Consider the following 18,281-nt stretch of genomic DNA (forward strand, 5'->3'; position numbering starts at 1 on the left):
CTGCTCGAGTGAACGCTACTTGCTCTTGCTGGTGAATTTCTTCACGGCGGTTCGAAACTCCGCAGTGTTCATCGCCATGATGATCTTGTGCTCCTCGGCATCGAGTTGCTGTTTCACCGGCGTGGTGGCGGCCTGGTAGACCAGCGACTTGGTGTCGGCAATCGCGGCGAGCGGGTTCTGCGCCAGCCGCTCGGCGAGGGTTCGCGTTGCCGCCTTCAGCTCGGCGGCGGGAACGAGCTTCGCAACCAGACCCCATTCATGGGCCTGCTGCGCGGTAAAATTATCCTCTGCCAGGAAAATCTGCAGCGCGCGGCGGGAACCGACCGTGTTGACGATGCCGACCGTAGATCCGCCATCCGGCGACACGCCGATCTTGGCATAGGCCGGCGTGAATTTGGCATCCTCCGCGGCGATGCAGAGATCGGTGACGAACGCGAGGCCCATGCCGGCGCCGGCCGCCGAGCCGTGCACGCTGGACAGCGAGACCTTCGGCATGCGCCGGAGGATCTCGATGAAGGCGTGATAGTGCTTCAACAGCTCGCCGACGACCGGTGTCACCGTGCCCGCTTCGGCGGCGGCGCCGATCGTCTGCAGATCGCCGCCAGCCGAGAAGGCGCGGCCTTCGCCTTCGAGGACCACGACCCTGATGTCGTCGGCGCCCTCAATGTAAGCCGCGAGCTGTTCGAGCTGTTGTGCAATCGCCAGATTGATCGAGTTGAACGCGGCGGGCCGGTTGAGCGTGATGGTCGCGATCGGGCCATCGATCCGCAGCAAGGCGGGATCGTCGGGTCGGGAAACGGGAGCGGTCATCGGAAATCCCCGGCATGAGGTCGATGCACGAACTAAATCGCAGAAGGCGAGGAGTGACAATCCCCGCCTGGTGCTCTTGCGCAAGCCGGAACGATAGGCTCAAATGGGCCGGCCTTCGTTTAGGGACGGACACGAGCGCCGGCTCCTCCTAGGCTAGCAAGCCAAAATCAGCGCGAGAGGAGACGACATGGGTGACGCTCGTGTCTTGCGGAAATGGGCTGTCCAATGACGGACGGTCCGGTGATCATTGTCGGTGCCGGCCATGGCGGCTATCAGGTCGCGGCATCGCTGCGTCAGGCGGGATTTTCCGCTGCTATCTGCCTGATCAACGACGAGGCGCATCTGCCCTATCAGCGGCCGCCTTTGTCCAAGGCTTACATCAAGGGGACCGCCGGGCCGGAGAGCCTGATGTTCCGGCCGGGGAAATTCTACCAGGACCAGAGCATCGAGCTGGTCGCGGGCCGCGCCGTGTCGATCGACCGCGCGGGGCGCAAGGTGCTGCTCGCCTCGGGCAGGCCGCTGCCCTACGGCCACCTCGTGCTGGCGACCGGCGCCCGCAACCGCCTGCTCGATCTGCCCAATGCGAACCTTCCCGACGTGAAATATCTGCGCATCCTTGACGACAGCGAGGCGCTGCGGCAGATCATGCCGTCAAAGACGCGGGTCGTGGTGATCGGCGCCGGCTTCATCGGCCTCGAATTCGCGGCCACCGCGCGCATCAAGGGGCTAGAGGTCGACGTGCTCGAACTCGCCCCGCGCGTGATGGCGCGCGCGGTGACGGCTGAGGTGTCGGAGTATTTTCAGGCGCGGCATCGCGAGGCCGGCATCCGCATCCACCTCGGCGTGCAAGCAACCGCGATCGAGGCGGAGGACGGCAAGGTCACCGGCGTCTCCTTGAGCGACGGAAGGCATTTGCCGGCGGATCTTGTCGTGGTCGGCGTCGGCGTGCTGCCGAACATCGAGCTTGCGGCGGAGGCGGGGCTGCCGGTCGCGGCCGGGATCATCGTCGACGAATATCTCTCGACGGCCGATCCTGATATCTCGGCGATCGGCGATTGCGCGCTGTTCAACAGCCCGCGCTTCGGCGGATCGCAGCGGCTGGAATCGGTGCAGAATGCCACCGATCACGCGCGCTGCCTCGCGGCGCGGCTGACTGGCGACCGCAAGGCCTATGACAGCCATCCCTGGTTCTGGAGCGACCAGGGCGAGGACAAGCTCCAGATCGCGGGCCTCACCACCGGCTACGACCGCGTCGTCCTGCGCGGCGATCCCACCAGGAAGGCATTCTCGGCGTTCTGCTACAAGGGCGACAATCTGCTCGGCATCGAATCGATCAACCGTGCCGGCGACCACATGTTCGGCCGCCGCCTGTTCGGCCTGGATCGCTCGATCACGCCGGAGCAGGCCGCCGACGAAAGTTTCGACCTGAAGGGCGCGCTGGCGTGATCAGTTCGCATTGAGGACGGCGGCGACTTCCGCGGCCGTCGGCATCGACGGCCCCGCGCCCATGCGCCGCACGGAGATCGAGGCGGCCGCATTGGCGAAGGCGAGTGCTGCGCGCAAGTCGAGGCCGTCGGCGAGTTGCGCCGCGAGTGCTCCCACAAAACAATCGCCTGCGCCCGTGGTGTCGACCGCCTTCACCACGCGGCCTTGCACCGAAATCTCCTCGCGTCCCGCGAGCGCCAGCACGCCGCGCTTGCCGAGGGTCACGCAGATGGTCTGGTCCTCGCGCGCCTGAAGTTTTCGTGCGACGTCGAGGATCCGCGCGGCCTCGTCACTGTCGGACAACTCCACGCCGGCGAGGAGGCCGAGCTCGGTCTCGTTCAGCACGAGGATGTCGATCAGCGCGAGCAATTCGCTCGACATGGTTTGTGCCGGAGCCGGATTGAGCAGCGTCGTGGCGCCAATGTCGCGAGCCCGCCGGAAGAACGCGGCGATCGTCGGCAGCGGGATCTCGAGTTGGCTGACCGCGACGTCGCCCTTGGCCAGCGGGACGGCCGCGACGTCATCGACGCCGACAAGCGCATTGCTGCCGGGAATGACGACGATGGTGTTGTCGGCCTCCGCCACCGTGATGATGGCCGTGCCTGTGTGCGCCTCGGCCGTCTCTCGGATCGCGCCGAGATCGATGCCTTGCGCGCCGAGGAACGTCCTCAGCTCACCGCCGAACGAATCCTTGCCCAGCCGGCCGATCAGCGTGGTCCGCGCGCCAAGCCGCGACGCCGCCACCGCCTGGTTGGCGCCCTTGCCGCCCGGAAAATACAGCACCTGCTTGCCGGCGACGGTCTCGCCGACCCTGGGATGGCGATCGGCTGTCGCCACCACATCCATGTTGATGCTGCCGGCGACGAAGACGCGCCCCATGAGAGACCCCTGCGAGCGCTAGACCCTAACCTCGAACTCGTGCCTGACCTTGGCGATGTCGACAAGAGTCGGCAGGCCAGCTTCGTTGCCAAGACGCTGGATCTTGAAGGTCGAGGCTGCCCGGGCAAAATCGAAATGCTCGCGCCAGCTTTTGCCGGGATGGGCGAGATAGGAATAGACATAGGCGCCATGGAAGACGTCGCCGGCGCCGTTGGTGTCGATCACGCGCTCGCGCGGAATCGGCATCGCCGGCATCACCTGCACCGTTCCGGTCTCGTCGTACCAGAGCAGGCCCTTCTCGCCCATGGTGATGCCGCCGATCTTGCAGCCGCGGCTCTTGAGATAGTCCAGCATCTTTTCCGGCGTGAGATCCATCTGCTCGCACAGGCGCTCGGCGACGATCGCGACGTCGATGAATTCCAATAGCTCATGCGTGTTGGTGCGCAGGCCGCCACCGTCGAGGGAGGTCAAGATGCCGGCCTCGCGGCAGACTTTTGCGTAGTGGATCGCGGCATCGGGCTGATGGCCGTCGACATGCAGCGCGCGGCAGCCGCCGAGATTGAGCATCGGGAAGGGATGGATGTGGTCGTCGTCGCGGCAGCGGACGATGGCGCGCTTGCCGTCCTTGGGCATGATGAAGGACAGCGAGGACTGATTGACCTTCCGCCCATGGAGCGAAATCGCATATTTCGCGCACATGTCCATGAACATGCGGCCGAGCCAGTCATTGGCCGCGGTGGCGATCAGATCGGGCACGATGCCGAGCTTGGCGCAGCAGAACGCCGCGGTCACCGCATTGCCGCCGAAGGAAACCGCGTAGTCGGAGGCCACGTGCTTCTCGTCGCCGGTCGGCATGTGGTCGGTGATGAAGACGACGTCGATATAGGTCTGTCCGATGAAGAGAGCCTGCATTGCTTGTCCGTGATGCGCTTTGTGGTCCCGGCCGGCGTGCTTACTGTAACACCGGTTCCGTCGCGGGACCGCTGAAATTATTCGCAAAACCGCCGCTGGGAGTGCTTGAGGTCGGCATGCGGCCGGAATACGACCATCACCGGGCAATGCCAAGCCCGGACAAACGCCGTCTCTCGGTCCACGGTTCCGGGCCGCTCAACAGGGGGAAGCATGATCACCGGCCTCGATCACGTCGTCGCACTGGTCAGGGATATCGGTGCGGCCAAGGCGGCCTATCAGACGCTGCTCGGGCGCGCGCCGGCCTGGCAGAACTCGGGCGAGGGCGCTGACCGGGTGCTGTTCACTCTCGCGAACATGACGATCGAATTGATGGCGCCGAACGGCTTCAGCCTGACCGCCGACCGCATGCGCGCGCTGCTTGGCGACCAGGAAGGCGTGCTCGCCAGCCTGTGCTTTCGTGTCGCGGACATGAGCAAAACGCACCGGCGGCTGGAGCGGGTGGCGCTCAAGCCGGATCCGGTTGCCGAGGTCGAAAGCAGCGACGCGGAGAGCGGCGCGGTCCTGCACTGGAAGCGGACGCGCGCCGCCACGGAGCTCACGCGCGGCGTGCGCACGTTCTTCCTCGAACTGGCTGATGAGCGTCCGCTTTCACCGGCGACCGGTATCGCGCCGATCGATGCGCTCGACCACGTCGTGATCACCACCGAGGACTCCGATCGCGCCGCCGCGCTCTATGGCGCGCGGCTCGGGCTCGATCTGGCGCTCGACCGCTCGCACCAGGATTGGGGCCAGCTGATGTTCTTCCGCTGCGGCGATCTCGTCGTCGAGGTGGTGCGCCGCCCCGTTGCGGGCGGCGATTCCCTGCATGACCGCCTCTGGGGCCTGAGCTGGCGGGTGGCCGATATCGACGCCACGCGCGCCCGCCTGATTGCCGCCGGCCTCGACGTCAGCGACGTGCGCAACGGCCGCAAGCCGGGCACGCGGGTGATGACGGTGCGGACCGGCACCTGCGGCACCCAGACGGTCCTGCTGGAGCGCTCGTCGAAGCCGGTGGATTGAGGTTCAGTCCTCCCCTCGTCATTGCGAGGAGCTCTTGCGACGAAGCAACCCAGACTGCCTCCGTGGTGGCAGTCTGGATTGGGTCGCTACGCTCGCAATGACGAAACTATGCGGCGGGCCGAGCGCGTGTTACACGGCATCCTGATAGCACCCAGCGAGCAACCGGTTTGGCGAAAGCAGCGGCAAAGCGAACTCTGAAATGGCAGCGCGATCCCGAGGGGATGCGGCTGCGCATTCTCGAAGCCGCCAAGCAGGAATTCTCGGCGCACGGGCTTGCCGGTGCGCGCGTCGACCGCATCGCGGCCAACGCCGGCGCCAACAAGCGGATGCTGTATTATCACGTCGGCAACAAGGACGAGCTCTATCTCGCGGTGCTCGAAGGCGCCTATGACAAGATCCGCAGCGAGGAGCGCGGGCTCGATCTCGAACATCTCGATCCGCCCGAGGCCATCCGCCGCCTGATTGAGTTCACCTGGAATTATTTCCTGCGCAATCCCGAATTCCTGTCGCTGCTCCAGACCGAGAATCTCGCGCGCGCAAAGCATCTCAAGAAATCGACCAAGGTGAAGTCGATGCACTCGCCCTTCGTCGAGATGATCGGCACCGTGGTGCGGCGCGGTGTGTCCGGCGGCGACTTCAAGGTCGCGGTCGATCCTGTCCAGCTCTACATCTCGATCGCGGGACTCTGCTTCTTCTATCTGTCGAACTCGGCGACGCTTAGCGTGATCTTCGGTCGCGATTTGCTGGCCAAGGACGCCAAGGACGAGCGGCTGGACCACATGGTCGGCCTCGTGCTGGCAGCGCTGACGGGGCAGTCGGCCGCACTGTTAGCTATGACGAAGGCGCCGAAGTCGCGCGCCGCGGTGGCGCAGACGGTTTAGCGGTGTAACTCGCTACAGCTCGATGGATTATCGGCGCTTCTCCGAACTCAGCCGTCATCGTCCGGCTTGACCGGACGATCCAGTACTCCGAGACGGTTTTGGTTGAGCCGACGGGTCGCGGCGTACTGGATTCCCCGCCTTCGCGGGGAATGACACCGAAGACGTGGCGCTGCCGACGCGTCCCTCAAGCCACCCGGAACCCGCCCAAAACGTCGCAGGAAAACCGCTGGACAGTATTTACCCAACGGGTTAATTTCTCGCCCAACGAACAAGACTGCCGGGAGTGAGACGTGGCTGAGCTGAAGCCGCAGAGTGCGGTGTCCAAGATGCTGAATGCGGCCTGGATTCGGCCGTTTTTGTTCCTGGTGTTCATCGTCGTGGCCTGGGATCTCGCCATCCGGCTGTTCAAGATTCCCGCCTACCAGATCCCGTCGCCGGGCGATGTCATTGCGGTGCTGCGCACCGATTGGCCGGAACTGTTGCGCCAGTCCTGGCCGACGACTTATGCCACCGTCTGCGGTTTCGCGCTCTCGGCGTTGTTTGGCATCCCCATCGCGATGCTGATCGCGGGCTCCAAGACGGTGGAGAGCTACGTCTATCCGCTGCTGGTGTTCTCGCAATCCGTGCCGAAGATCGCGATCGCGCCGCTGTTCGTAGTCTGGTTTGGCTTCGGCATCATTCCGAAAGTGATTTCGGCGTTCCTGCTCGGCTTCTTTCCGGTGGTGGTCTCCGCCGTGCAGGGCTTCAAATCGGTCGATCCAGATATGGTCGATCTCGCCCGCGCCATGCAGGGCAGCCGCTTCCAGGTGTTTTGCGCGGTGAACCTGCCGCATGCGCTGCCCGCGATCTTCTCCGGCCTCAAAGTGTCAGTGACGCTCGCCGTGGTCGGCGCCGTCGTCGGCGAGTTCGTCGGCTCCAATTCCGGCATCGGCTATGTGATGCAGCGCTCGATCGGCACCTTCGACCTGCCCACGATGTTCGCAGCGCTCGTGATCCTCGCGCTGCTCGGCGTCATCCTGTTCTGGATCGTGGACCGGATCGAGAAGCTGGTCATTCCCTGGCATGTCAGCCAGCGCGAGGACGTGATTTTCGCCTCTTAACAGCAACCAAAGCAACGAACGGCCGCCAAAGGCCGGCGCAACAACGATAAGGGAGAGTGACGATGAAGCGGTGGATAGGAGCTGTCTCGGCGGCGCTGATGGTGTTCGCAGCCATGCCGGCGCAAGCGGCCGACAAGGTCGTGCTGATGCTCAACTGGTACGTCTATGGCGAGCACGCGCCGTTTTATTACGGCAAGGCCAAGGGCATCTACGCCGCCGAAGGCATCGACCTCGAGATCCAGGAAGGCCGCGGCTCGGCTGCGACCACGCAGGCGGTGGCCGCCAAGACCGCCGATTTCGGCTATGTCGACGTGCCCACCATGATGCGCGCCGCGATCAAGGGCGCCCCGGTGGTCGCGACCGGCGTGCTGCTCCAGACCAGCCCGATGTCCGCGATGGGTTTCGTCGACAAGAACATCAGGAAGCCCGAGGACATCAAGGGCAAGACGGTGGCGATCACGCCGGCCGATTCCATGACGCAGATCTGGCCGCTGTTCCTGAAGAAGACCAGCCTGAAGGAAAGCGACTTCCAGACGGTGGCGGGCGATGGCCAGACCAAGCTCAACGCGGTCATCAACGGCCAGGCTGACCTCTTGCTCGGCTACGTCATGGACCAGTCGATGAAGATCAAGGACGCCACTGGCAAGGACGTCTATCCGATCAAGTTCGCCGACTACGGCATCAACATGGTCTCCTCGGGGATCATCGCCAACACTGACTATGTGAAAGCCAATGCCGACCTCGTCCGCCGCTTCATGTCGGCGACGACGAAAGCGGTCGAAGCCGCCGAGAAGGAGCCGAAGGCCGCGGCACAGTCGATCCTCGATGCCAACCCCAAGGGCGGCAAGATCGACACGCTGACGCAGGGTTTTGAGCTAACCATTCCGCTCTACCGGACTGCTGAGACCAAGAGCAAGCGGCCGTTCCAGGTCACCGACCAGAACATGACCGACAGCGTCAATCTGATGGTCGAATATGGCGGGCTCGATGCCAAGGCCAAGGAGAACCCGAAGGCGTTCTATACCAACGACTATCTGCCGAAGAGCGGTTCGTGAAACCCGCGACAGCCCTGAGTGAAACCCTGCAACCGGCCGCGCATCTGAGACTGGTGAGCGACCGGGCTGCGGGCGATGCGTCGGGCATCAAACTGTCCGGCGTGTCGAAGACCTATAGGACGCGCGACGGCGATGTGCCGTCGTTGCGGCCGCTCGACTTTCACATCAACGACGGCGAGTTCTTCGTCGTGGTCGGCCCATCCGGCTGCGGCAAGTCCACGCTGCTCAAGCTGATCTCGGGACTGCTGCCGCCGACGACGGGCGAGATCCTGGTCGAGGGTGAGAAGGTGACGACGCCGCACGGCAATGTCGGCATCGTGTTCCAGAACGCGCTGCTGCTGCCATGGCGCAACATCCTGTCCAACGTGATGCTGCCGATCGACATGAAGCGGCTGCCGCGGCAGACATATCTCGACCGCGCCAAGGCGCTGTTGAAGCTGGTCGGGCTCGAAGGCTTCGAGAAGAAGCTGCCGTGGCAGCTCTCCGGGGGCATGCAGCAGCGCGCCTCGATCTGCCGCGCGCTGGTGCATGATCCCAGGATCATGCTGATGGACGAGCCGTTCGGCGCCCTCGACGCGTTGACGCGCGAGCGCATGAATGTCGAGCTGATGCGGATCCAGCGCGAGACCAGAAAGACGGTGCTGCTGATCACGCATTCGATCCCCGAGGCCGTGTTCCTCGCCGATCGCGTGCTGGTCATGACCGAGCGGCCCGGCGCGGTCGCCGCGATCTACGACGTCCCGCTGCCGCGCCCGCGCTCGCTCGACGTGATGGCCGACCCTGTGTTCACCGAACTCGTACAGCGCATACGCAAGCATTTCTTCTCGCAAGGTTCGCTGGACTAAAGCCATGGCGCCGCGTCTGAAGCTGCGAGATATCGCGTTCTTCGAACGTCCCGTGCAGTTCGCGCGGCCGTTCCGCTTTGGCGCGATCACGATCAACGCGACGCCGCAGCTGTTCGTGCGGGTCGAGATCGAGGTGGAGGGCCGGGGAAGCGCGGTCGGTGCCAGCGCCGAGCTGCTGGTGCCGAAATGGTTCGACAAGCGGCCGGAACTGTCGCCGGCGCAGACTGTCGATGATTTGCGCCGCGCGCTGGAGATCGCGCGGGGGCTTTATCTCGCGCGAACCGGGTTTTTGACGGCATTCGATCTGCATGCCTCGTGCATCGGTGCCCAGGTCGCGACATGTGCGAAAAAGAACATTCCGGCGCTTGCGGCGGCTTACGGCCCCGCCGAAATCGACAAAGCGATCCTCGATGCGCTGCTCCGCGCTGCCGAGACCAATTTTTTCGACGGCATGGCCGGCAACATCGCCGGCATCGACGCGCGGCTTTCGCCCGACCTGAAGGAGACGGATCTCACGACGTTTCTATCCGGCCGGAAGCCGCTGCCGCGTGTTGCCATCAGGCATACCGTCGGCCTCGACGACACCGTTGAAGGCGAGGGCGGGGTGGCCGATGCCCGCGAGAACTCCGGGGCAAGATACTTCAAGCTGAAGCTATCGGGGGACCCCGTCGCCGATGCAGCGCGGCTGGCGCGCATCGGCAAGGAGCTCGATGCGCTGGACCGTGACTACAACCTGACGCTCGATGCCAACGAGCAATATGCCGATCTCGCAGCCTTGCATGAACTCATCGGCCGGCTCGACCATGACACTGCGCTGCGATCGATTTCATCCAGGCTGCTCTATATCGAGCAGCCAATGCCGCGCGATGTTACGAGGCTGTCGCCGCTCGGCTCTCTCGCTGCGCGCGGTTTCATCATCGACGAAGCCGACGATTCCTACGATACGTTTCCTGCGGCACGGGCGCTTGGCTATCACGGCATCTCGTCGAAATCGTGCAAAGGGCTTTACAAGTCCATCGTCAACGCGACGCGCGCGGCGAAATGGAGCGTGGCCGGCGAAAGATTCTTCGTGACGGGCGAGGACCTGACCTGCCAGGCGGGCGTCGCCGTGCAGCAGGACCTTGCGCTCGGTGCCTTCATCGGCATCACCCATGCCGAACGTAACGGCCACCATTACGTCGATGGCTTCGGTGATACGCCCGCCGCGGAGGCCCAGGTTTGCGCCGTCGCGCATCCCGATCTCTACGCGGATGCCGGGCAGGGCATCCGCCTCTCTATTCACAACGGCGATCTCCTCACGGGATCGCTCAATGCAACGGGATTTGCGACGTCGGTCCATCCGGACTGGTCGGCGCTACGCCCGCTCGAACAGCCCAAATCACTGCAGGAGCAATCGGCATGACCACCCAACGCCTCGGCCTCATCATGAACGGCGTTACCGGCCGCATGGGCCTCAACCAGCATCTGATCCGCTCGATCGTCGCGATCCGCGAGCAGGGCGGCGTCCGCTTGAAGAACGGCGACCGCGTGATGCCGGACCCGATCCTGGTCGGCCGCAGCGCCGAGAAGGTCGAGGCCCTTGCCAAGCGCTACAACGTCACGCGCTGGACCACCGATCTCGATGCCGCCCTCGCCGACAAGAACGACACCATGTTCTTCGATGCCGCGACCACACAGGCACGGCCGGGCCTTCTGACCCAGGCCATCAATGCCGGCAAGCACGTTTATTGCGAGAAGCCGATCGCGACGAACTTCGAGGCGGCGCTCGAGGTCGTCAAGCTCGCCAATTCCAAGGGCATCAAGCACGGCACGGTGCAGGACAAGCTGTTCCTGCCCGGCCTGAAGAAGATCGCCTTCCTGCGCGACTCCGGCTTCTTCGGCCGTATTCTCTCGGTGCGCGGCGAGTTCGGCTATTGGGTGTTCGAAGGCGGCTGGCAGGAGGCGCAGCGGCCGTCATGGAATTACCGCGACGAGGATGGCGGCGGCATCATCCTCGACATGGTTTGCCACTGGCGCTACGTGCTCGACAATCTCTTTGGCGAGGTCGAGAGCGTGAGCTGCATCGGCAACACCGACATCCCCGAGCGTTTCGACGAGCAGGGCAAGAAGTACAAGGCGACCGCCGACGACTCCGCCTATGCCACGTTCCAGCTCAAGGGCGGCGCCATCGCCCACATCAACATGTCCTGGGTGACGCGCGTCTATCGCGACGATCTCGTCACCTTCCAGGTCGACGGCACGCTGGGCTCGGCCGTCGCCGGCCTTTCCGACTGCATGATCCAGGCGCGGCAGGCGACGCCCCGGCCGGTATGGAATCCCGACGAGAAGCGGCTGCACGATTTCTACGGCGACTGGCAGAAGCTGCCTGACAACGTCACCTACGACAACGGCTTCAAGGAGCAGTGGGAGATGTTCATCCGCCACGTCTACGAGGATGCGCCCTACAAGTTCACGCTGCTCGAAGGCGTCAAGGGCGTGCAGCTCGCCGAATGCGCGCTGAAGAGCTGGAAGGAGCGGCGCTGGATCGACGTCGCGCCGATTAAGGTCTGAGGAGGGAATAATGAACAAGCCCGTCCAGCCCAAGCCCGTTCCGTCAACGTCGTCCCTGTCGCTCAAGCTGCCGAAAGCCGATCGCTCGATCGAGACCTACCGGCTCGCGGCCTCGCGAACGTTTCCGGCAAAGCTCGAGGGGCCGCTGAGCCGCATCGCGTTCTCGGCCGTCCATACCGTGACCGATCCCTTTGCCGACAACGACCCGTGGCTCTCCGCCGCTGTCGACTGGGACAAGACTATCGCCTTCCGCGAGCACGTCTGGGACCTCGGGCTTGGCGTTGCGGAAGCCATGGACACCGCGCAACGCGGCATGGGGCTGGACTGGCCGACCTCGCTGGAGCTGATCACGCGCTCGGTGTCTGCCGCCAAGCGTCGCAACGCGCTGGTGTTTTCCGGAGCGGGCACCGACCATCTCGCGGTGGAGGACGCCAGAAATATGGACGACGTGATCCGCGCCTATGAGGAGCAGACATCGGCGGTCGAGAAGGTCGGCGGCCGCATCATCTTGATGGCGTCGCGCGCGCTGGCGAAGCTTGGCCGTAATGCCGACGATTACGCAAAGGTCTATGATCGCGTGCTGTCGCAGGTTCGCGAGCCCGTGATCATCCACTGGCTCGGCGACATGTTCGATCCGGCGCTGACGGGATATTGGGGCACCAACGATCTCGACAAGGCGATGGATATTGCGGTCGCCATCATCAACGGCAACGCCGCCAAGGTCGACGGTGTCAAGGTATCGCTGCTCGACAAGCAGCGCGAGATCGACATGCGCCGTCGTCTCGACAAGCGCATCAAGATGTATACGGGCGACGATTTCAATTATGCGGAGCTGATCGCCGGCGACGTCGAAGGCTTTTCGCACGCGCTGCTCGGCATTTTTGACGCGATCGCGCCGGCGGCGTCCTACGCCTTGTCGCGCCTGGCAGCGGGTGACGAAGCCGGCTTCCACGACGTGCTGGGGCCGACGGTGCCGCTGTCGCGGCACATCTTCAAGGCGCCGACGCGGTTCTACAAGACCGGCGTGGTTTTCATGGCCTATCTCAACGGCCACCAGGACCACTTCACCATGGTCGGCGGGCAGGAGAGCACGCGCTCGACGCTGCATCTGGCCGAACTGTTCCGGCTGGCCGACAAGGCCGGACTGCTCGCCGATCCGGAGCTGGCGACGCGGCGGATGCAGGCGGTGCTCTCAACGCACGGAATCGAATCCTGATGCGTGATTTCTCGTCCGACCATCGTTGGCTGTCGCTCAACACGGCGACAATCCGGAAACAGGGTGATCTCGTCGAGATCATCCACGCCTGTGCCAGGCACGGTATCCGCGCCATCGACCCCTGGCGCGACCAGGTCGCAACCGTCGGCCTCGATCGTGCCGCGCGTGCGGTGCGCGATGCCGGTCTCGACCTATCGGGCTATTGCCGTGGCGGCATGTTCACCTCCGACGCAGCGCGCCGCGGCGAGGTGCGAGACGACAACCGGCGCTGCGTCGATGAAGCCAAGGCACTGGGCGCCCCCTGCGTCGTGCTCGTCGTCGGCGGCCTGCCGCAATATTCGCGGCCGGGCAGCGAGGCGTCGAAGGACATCGCCGGCGCGCGGACGCAGGTCGAGGAAGCGCTCGCCGATATGCTCGATTACGCCAGACAGGCGCAGCTGCCGCTGGCGATCGAGCCGCTGCATCCGGCTTATGCGGCCGACCGCGCCTGCGTCAACACGACGAAGCAGGCGCTCGACATCTGCGACCGGCTCGACCCTGATCGCAGCGGCATGCTCGGCGTCGCGCTCGACGTCTATCACATCTGGTGGGATCCGGAGCTGATGGGGCAGATCGCCCGCGCCGGCCAAGATCGCCTGCTCGCCTTCCATGTCTGCGACTGGCTGGTGCCGACCAGGGACATTCTCAACGACCGCGGCATGATGGGCGACGGCGTGATCGACATCAAATCGGTGCGCGAAGCGGTCGAAGCGCAGGGCTTTGCCGGCTATTCGGAGATCGAAATCTTCTCCAACGACTGGTGGGGTAAACCGTTGGACGAGGTGCTGCAAACCTGCATCGCGCGGCACAAGACGGTGGTTTAGGCCTTCCGGCAATTGTTGCGCGCGGCGGCGCTGATGGCCTGAGATGTCAAATGGTTGCGCGGAATCGCTGGCCCATCCCGCGCCGGTAACCTTCTACTGTGCATGGGGTTGTTTTCGCGTTTTTTCGTTTGAGGCCTCAGCCGATCGCGCAGGGCACGCTCAAAAAGCCGCGGAACCGCACCCGTCCACCCCTGACCGGCCGTCCGCTCACGGCATAGTTCGGGAAGCGCGCCAAGAAGCGTGAGACCGCGATGGCGCCTTCCAATCGTGCCAGCGCCATGCCGGCGCATTGATGCGCGCCGGTGGCGAAGGCGAGATGCCGGTTCGGCGTGCGCGCGATGTCGAATCTCTCGGGGTCCGGAAACTGCGCCGGATCGCGGTTGGCAGCGCCGATGCACAGCGTGATCGACGTGCCCGCTTCGAGCATGACGCCGCCGAGCTCGACCCGCTCCGTGGTCATGCGGTTGCCGAGCTGGTTCGAGGTCTCGTAGCGCAGCATCTCTTCGACCGCAGTCTTGATCAGCTCGGGATGGTCGATCAGCCGCCGCTTCTGATCCGGGTTCCGGTCGAGCGCCACGAGGCCGTTGCCGATCAGGTTGGTGGTGGTCTCGTGGCCGGCATTGAGCAGGAAGATGCAGTTGTGCAGCAGCTCCTTCTCGGTCAGCCGCTCGCCGTTGTCTTCACCGTGTATCAGGCGCGTCAGCACGTCGCGCTCGGAGTTGCCGGGCCTTTCGCGCCGGCGCGCGACCAGCGTTCGGAGGTAGGCGAGGAAGTCCGTCACCGCCTTGTTGCCGCGGGCAGCCACTTCAGGCGACACCACCGGTTCGAGGGCGCCCAGGATCGCCAGCGACCAGTCGCGCAGCGGCGCGCGCTCGTCATGGGGCACGTCAAGCAGATTGCCGATCACCTCGATCGGGATCGAGGCGGCGAAGTCCTCGATCAGTTCGCAATCACCTTTGGCGGCAATGGCGTCAAGCAAGCTGTCGACCAGCTTGATGATGTCAGGCTCCATCCCCGCGATCGCGCGCGGCGACAGCGCGCCCATGATCAGACGCCGCACGCGGGTATGCGCCGGCGGATCGTTGAAGACGAGGCTCGTGGTGTGGTGCTCGTAGAGCGGGGTGTCGCCGTATTTCGGCGCGAACTCGCGCTTCTTGTCCGAGCTGAACGATTTTGTGTTCTTGTAGGTCGTAACGAGGTCGTCATAGCGGGTCAGGAACACGGTGCCGTTGCGCAGGCGCTTGACCGGCTCGTTCTCCCGCAGTGCACGATAGGTCGGGTAGGGATTGTCGTAGAATTCCGCCGTCAGCTGTTCCAGATCGAAACTGGCCGCCAGTTCATTCGCACTTGCGTTCATGCCGCCATACTCGCCGGTTGAGTCCGATATGCTGTATTCGCTCTTTTGAGCGGCTCGGTTCACCGTCTACAGTCGAGCCGCGATTTGCAAGCCGACCGGACAGGAAAATGCACGCCCGCGCTGACGCTGCCGACACGGCCGCCGAGTCCAGCACTCATTGGCCCGACGATATTTTCGCGACCTTGCAACGCTTCGACGTTCGGCAGGTGCCCTACGTGCCCGACGCCGGCCATTCAAAGCTGATCCAGCGCGTGCTGGCATCGTCCACGATGCGCGGCATTCCGCTCACGACGGAGGAGGAGGGCGTGGCGCTTCTCGCCGGCGCATGGACGGGGGGCCAGCGCGGCGTGCTGTTGATGCAGTCGAGCGGGGTCGGCAATTGCATTAACATGCTCTCGCTGATCCCGATCCTGCGCTTTCCCTTCCTCACGCTGGTGACGATGCGTGGCGAGTGGGGCGAGTTCAATCCATGGCAGGTGCCGATGGGATCGACCACGCAGGGCGTGTTCGAACTCTCGGGCGTCAAGGTGCTGCGGGCTTCGACCGCAGCAGAGGTGCCGGCCGTGCTCGAGGCGGCGGCCGCGCAGGCCTACAACGCGCTCACACCCACCGCCGTCCTGCTGTCGCAGCGCCTGATCGGCGCCAAGGTTTTCACCAAATGAGCAAGGCCAATCTCCTCGACCGCCGTCAGGTGGTGTCCACGCTTCTCGCGGACCGCAAGGACGTGGTTGCGATCGGCGGCCTCGGCGCCTCCACCAACGACATGTGCGCAGCCGGCGACCATGCGCGCAATTTCTACCTCTGGGGCGGCATGGGCGGGGCGGCGATGATCGGGTTGGGCCTCGCTCTGGCGCAGCCAAAATTGCCGGTGCTGGTCATCACCGGCGACGGCGAGATGCTGATGGGCATGGGCAGCCTTGCCACTATCGGTCTGCAAAAGCCGTCCAATCTCTCGATCGCGGTGCTCGACAACGAGGCCTATGGTGAGACCGGCGGTCAGACCAGCCACACGGCCGCGGCCGCCGACCTGGTCGGCGTCGCCCGGGCCTGCGGCATCGGGGATAGCCGGTCTGTGACGACCATGGCCGAGGTCGAGGCCTTTGCCAAAGCCGTCCACGACGTCACGGCCGGGCCGCGCTTTGCCAATGTGAAGATCGACAGCGCCAATCTGAAGCGGATTTTGCCCAGCCGGGATGGGACTTACATTCTCAACCGGATCCGCGGCGACCTCGGCTTCCGCCCGATTTAGAACTTGGGATACCTCTAAGAGACGATTCTTGTAGGTTGCATCGCACCATTCGGCTTGACTTTTGCGTGGGTGAGTGCTTACTCACTAGCATGAGCTCATTGCGTATGACGAGCGACCTGAGGCGTCAATTGATCCTCGGCGCCGCAAAGCGTTGCTTTGCCCGACACGGCTATACCGGCACCACGACCAAGAGCGTGGCGGCCGCCGCTGCCATTTCCGAAGCGCTGCTGTTCAAGCATTTCCCGTCCAAGGCCGCGCTTTACGCCGAAATTCTCAGCGATGAATGCGAGGCGGACCCGGCGCTCATGGAGCTGCTCGAACGTGAGCCGTCGACCGCTACGTTGGTCGAAGTGATCCGCGGCATGGTCGGGCATTTCATGCACATCGCCGATGGCCCTGACCAGGAAGAGGCCCAGCGCCTGCGACTGATGACCACGAGTCATTTGGAGGATGGCGAATTTGCCCGGTTGCTATATGCCAAGATCGAGGCGCTGATCGGGGCGGCCTTCGTCGCCTCGCTCGAGCGTGCGGTTGCCGCGGGGGACGCGCGGCCATACAACGGCGAACCGCTCAACCTGTTCTGGTTTGCGCATCACACCGTGATGACGGCTGCGCTGACCAGGCTGCCGGCCACGCCGTGTCTCGCTTACGGCAAGGCGAACGACCTCGAGCGGCAGCTCTGTGAGTTTCTCCTGAGGGGTATCGGACTTAACGACGCCGCAATTGTTTCGCATTTGGGCCGCGATCAGGCCGGTTGTGCGGGCAAGACGGCGATTGCAGAAAGTGCATGACATGAACATCGTGACCGAACACAAGATTTCGGGCGAACCGATCGACAACAAGGCTCCCAAGCGTCCGGTCCGGCCGGTGCTCTGGTTCATCGTCGTCGGCACGCTTCTGGCCGTGCTCGTCGGTGGCCTCGTCTGGTTCAATTATTTCCGCGGCCAGATGATCAAGCAGTTCTTCGCCAACAACAAGCCGCCGCCGGTCGCGGTCAGCGCCGCCGAGGCGAAGTCCGAGGTGGTGCCGAACCTGTTGACCGCCGTCGGTGGTCTCGCCGCCGTGCACCAGGTCGACGTCAGCGCCGACGTCAACGGCCGTGTCACCGAGATCAAGTTCGAGCCGGGCACGCATGTCGAGGCCGGCACACCGCTCGTGCAGATGTTCGACGCGCCGGAGCAGGGCGACCTCGCCAATTACAAGGCGCAGGCCACCGTCGCACAGCTGTCGCTCGATCGCGCCAAGCAACTGGCGTCGCGCCAGTTCGGGCCGCAGGCAACCGTCGACACCGCGCAGGCCGCGTACGATCAGGCGCAGGCGGGTATCGCCAAGACCGAAGCGTTGATCTCGCAGAAGCTGGTCCGCGCGCCGTTCTCCGGCGATCTCGGCGTCCGCAAGGTCGAGGTCGGCCAGTATCTGACCGCCGGCACGGCCATCGTTTCGCTGACGGATCTGTCGGAGCTGTGGGCCAACTTCACGGTGACGGAAAAGGACTCGGGCAGCCTCAAGGTCGGTCAACCGGTCCGGTTGAAGGTCGACGCCTATCCGGGCCGCACCTTCGACGCCAAGATCACCACGATCGAGCCGCAGATCTCGGCCGACACCCGCAACATCCGCGTGCAGGCGACCATCTCCAATCCGGAGAAGATCCTGAAGCCCGGTATGTTCGTGACCACCACGGTGGTGCTGCCGGACAAGCCGGCCGTGGTCACCGTGCCGGAGACGGCGGTCGACTACACTCTGTACGGCGACTCGGTGTTCGTGATCACCGAGAAGAAGGAAGCCGACGGCAAGACCAGCCTGAGCGCGGTGCGCACTTTCGTGCAGACCGGCAACCGGGTCGAAGGCCGCGTCGAAATCGTCAAGGGCGTGAAGCCGGGCGACAAGGTCGTCGCCGTCGGCCAGCTCAAGCTGCAATCGGGCGCGGCGGTGTCGATTTCGACCGACCCGGCTCCGCAGATCCCGGCGCAGCCGCCGCGCTACTGACATCGTACACGTTGCAGCATGATCCGGCACGGCC

The 18,281-nt window shown here is 64.4% G+C and carries 18 protein-coding genes; 14 read left to right on the forward strand and 4 right to left on the reverse strand.

What is annotated here, in order from left to right; translation table 11 throughout:
• Positions 1-15 precede the first annotated feature (15 nt).
• Positions 16-810, reverse strand: a complete 795-nt coding sequence (locus IVB19_RS10955) for an enoyl-CoA hydratase/isomerase family protein (RefSeq protein ID WP_247488780.1) — start codon at positions 808-810, stop codon at positions 16-18.
• 225 nt (positions 811-1,035) lie between these two features.
• Between IVB19_RS10955 and IVB19_RS10960 the strand changes: the two genes are divergently transcribed.
• Positions 1,036-2,256 (forward strand): NAD(P)/FAD-dependent oxidoreductase, encoded by a 1,221-nt coding sequence (locus IVB19_RS10960; protein WP_247488778.1) that lies wholly within the window; start codon positions 1,036-1,038, stop codon positions 2,254-2,256.
• On the opposite strand, the gene IVB19_RS10965 is transcribed toward IVB19_RS10960, so the two are convergent.
• Both IVB19_RS10965 and IVB19_RS10970 read right to left on the reverse strand, forming a co-directional pair.
• Positions 2,257-3,174 carry a ribokinase gene (locus tag IVB19_RS10965; RefSeq protein WP_247821396.1) on the reverse strand — a complete coding sequence of 306 codons (918 nt, stop codon included), beginning with the start codon at positions 3,172-3,174 and terminating at the stop codon, positions 2,257-2,259.
• 18 nt (positions 3,175-3,192) lie between these two features.
• Entirely contained in the window at positions 3,193-4,086 is an 894-nt protein-coding gene (locus IVB19_RS10970; RefSeq protein ID WP_007593904.1) for a sugar kinase, read from the reverse strand.
• A gap of 210 nt (positions 4,087-4,296) precedes the next feature.
• Between IVB19_RS10970 and IVB19_RS10975 the strand changes: the two genes are divergently transcribed.
• The 9 genes from IVB19_RS10975 to IVB19_RS11015 all read left to right on the forward strand — a co-directional run bounded on the left by IVB19_RS10975 (position 4,297) and on the right by IVB19_RS11015 (position 13,655).
• On the forward strand, positions 4,297-5,145 hold the full coding sequence (locus IVB19_RS10975) for a VOC family protein (RefSeq protein WP_247488774.1): 849 nt from the start codon (positions 4,297-4,299) through the stop codon (positions 5,143-5,145).
• 221 nt (positions 5,146-5,366) lie between these two features.
• Positions 5,367-6,026, forward strand: coding sequence for a TetR/AcrR family transcriptional regulator (locus IVB19_RS10980; protein WP_018457063.1), 660 nt, complete (start codon positions 5,367-5,369; stop codon positions 6,024-6,026).
• A gap of 290 nt (positions 6,027-6,316) precedes the next feature.
• Entirely contained in the window at positions 6,317-7,126 is an 810-nt protein-coding gene (locus IVB19_RS10985) for an ABC transporter permease (RefSeq protein ID WP_007593901.1), read from the forward strand.
• 62 nt (positions 7,127-7,188) lie between these two features.
• The gene (locus IVB19_RS10990) at positions 7,189-8,181 is read left to right on the forward strand and encodes an ABC transporter substrate-binding protein (protein ID WP_247821398.1); all 993 of its coding nucleotides are present in this window, start codon (positions 7,189-7,191) and stop codon (positions 8,179-8,181) included.
• Positions 8,178-9,026: an ABC transporter ATP-binding protein gene (locus IVB19_RS10995; RefSeq protein WP_204510598.1), complete on the forward strand. Its 849-nt coding sequence runs from the start codon at positions 8,178-8,180 to the stop codon at positions 9,024-9,026. Before IVB19_RS10990 ends, IVB19_RS10995 begins: the two co-directional genes overlap by 4 nt.
• Before the next feature lie 4 nt (positions 9,027-9,030).
• A complete protein-coding gene (locus IVB19_RS11000) occupies positions 9,031-10,428 on the forward strand; it encodes a hypothetical protein (RefSeq protein WP_247300248.1) in 1,398 nt (465 codons plus the stop codon).
• Positions 10,425-11,576, forward strand: coding sequence for a Gfo/Idh/MocA family protein (locus IVB19_RS11005; protein WP_204510600.1), 1,152 nt, complete (start codon positions 10,425-10,427; stop codon positions 11,574-11,576). Before IVB19_RS11000 ends, IVB19_RS11005 begins: the two co-directional genes overlap by 4 nt.
• Positions 11,577-11,586: 10 nt before the next feature.
• The gene (locus IVB19_RS11010; RefSeq protein ID WP_018457057.1) at positions 11,587-12,792 is read left to right on the forward strand and encodes a dihydrodipicolinate synthase family protein; all 1,206 of its coding nucleotides are present in this window, start codon (positions 11,587-11,589) and stop codon (positions 12,790-12,792) included.
• Entirely contained in the window at positions 12,792-13,655 is an 864-nt protein-coding gene (locus tag IVB19_RS11015; protein WP_247821400.1) for a sugar phosphate isomerase/epimerase family protein, read from the forward strand. The genes IVB19_RS11010 and IVB19_RS11015 overlap by 1 nt, the downstream gene beginning before the upstream one ends.
• Before the next feature lie 136 nt (positions 13,656-13,791).
• Here the strand turns inward: IVB19_RS11015 and IVB19_RS11020 are convergent, their stop codons facing one another.
• Positions 13,792-15,012 carry a cytochrome P450 gene (locus tag IVB19_RS11020; RefSeq protein ID WP_247821401.1) on the reverse strand — a complete coding sequence of 407 codons (1,221 nt, stop codon included), beginning with the start codon at positions 15,010-15,012 and terminating at the stop codon, positions 13,792-13,794.
• Positions 15,013-15,119: 107 nt separating this feature from the next.
• Here IVB19_RS11020 and IVB19_RS11025 point away from each other — a divergent pair, with 107 nt between their 5' ends.
• The 4 genes from IVB19_RS11025 (at position 15,120) to IVB19_RS11040 (ending at position 18,247) form a co-directional block, all read left to right on the forward strand.
• A complete protein-coding gene (locus IVB19_RS11025) occupies positions 15,120-15,674 on the forward strand; it encodes a phosphonopyruvate decarboxylase (protein ID WP_204510602.1) in 555 nt (184 codons plus the stop codon).
• Positions 15,671-16,261: a thiamine pyrophosphate-dependent enzyme gene (locus tag IVB19_RS11030; protein ID WP_247488768.1), complete on the forward strand. Its 591-nt coding sequence runs from the start codon at positions 15,671-15,673 to the stop codon at positions 16,259-16,261. The genes IVB19_RS11025 and IVB19_RS11030 overlap by 4 nt, the downstream gene beginning before the upstream one ends.
• Before the next feature lie 89 nt (positions 16,262-16,350).
• Positions 16,351-17,052: a TetR/AcrR family transcriptional regulator gene (locus IVB19_RS11035; protein ID WP_083926457.1), complete on the forward strand. Its 702-nt coding sequence runs from the start codon at positions 16,351-16,353 to the stop codon at positions 17,050-17,052.
• Between the two features lies 1 nt (position 17,053).
• Complete coding sequence (locus IVB19_RS11040) at positions 17,054-18,247, forward strand: efflux RND transporter periplasmic adaptor subunit (RefSeq protein ID WP_247488767.1); 1,194 nt, start codon at positions 17,054-17,056, stop codon at positions 18,245-18,247.
• Positions 18,248-18,281 lie beyond the last annotated feature (34 nt).

It is taken from the genome of Bradyrhizobium sp. 187, assembly GCF_023101005.1.
Lineage (GTDB): Bacteria > Pseudomonadota > Alphaproteobacteria > Rhizobiales > Xanthobacteraceae > Bradyrhizobium > Bradyrhizobium canariense_D.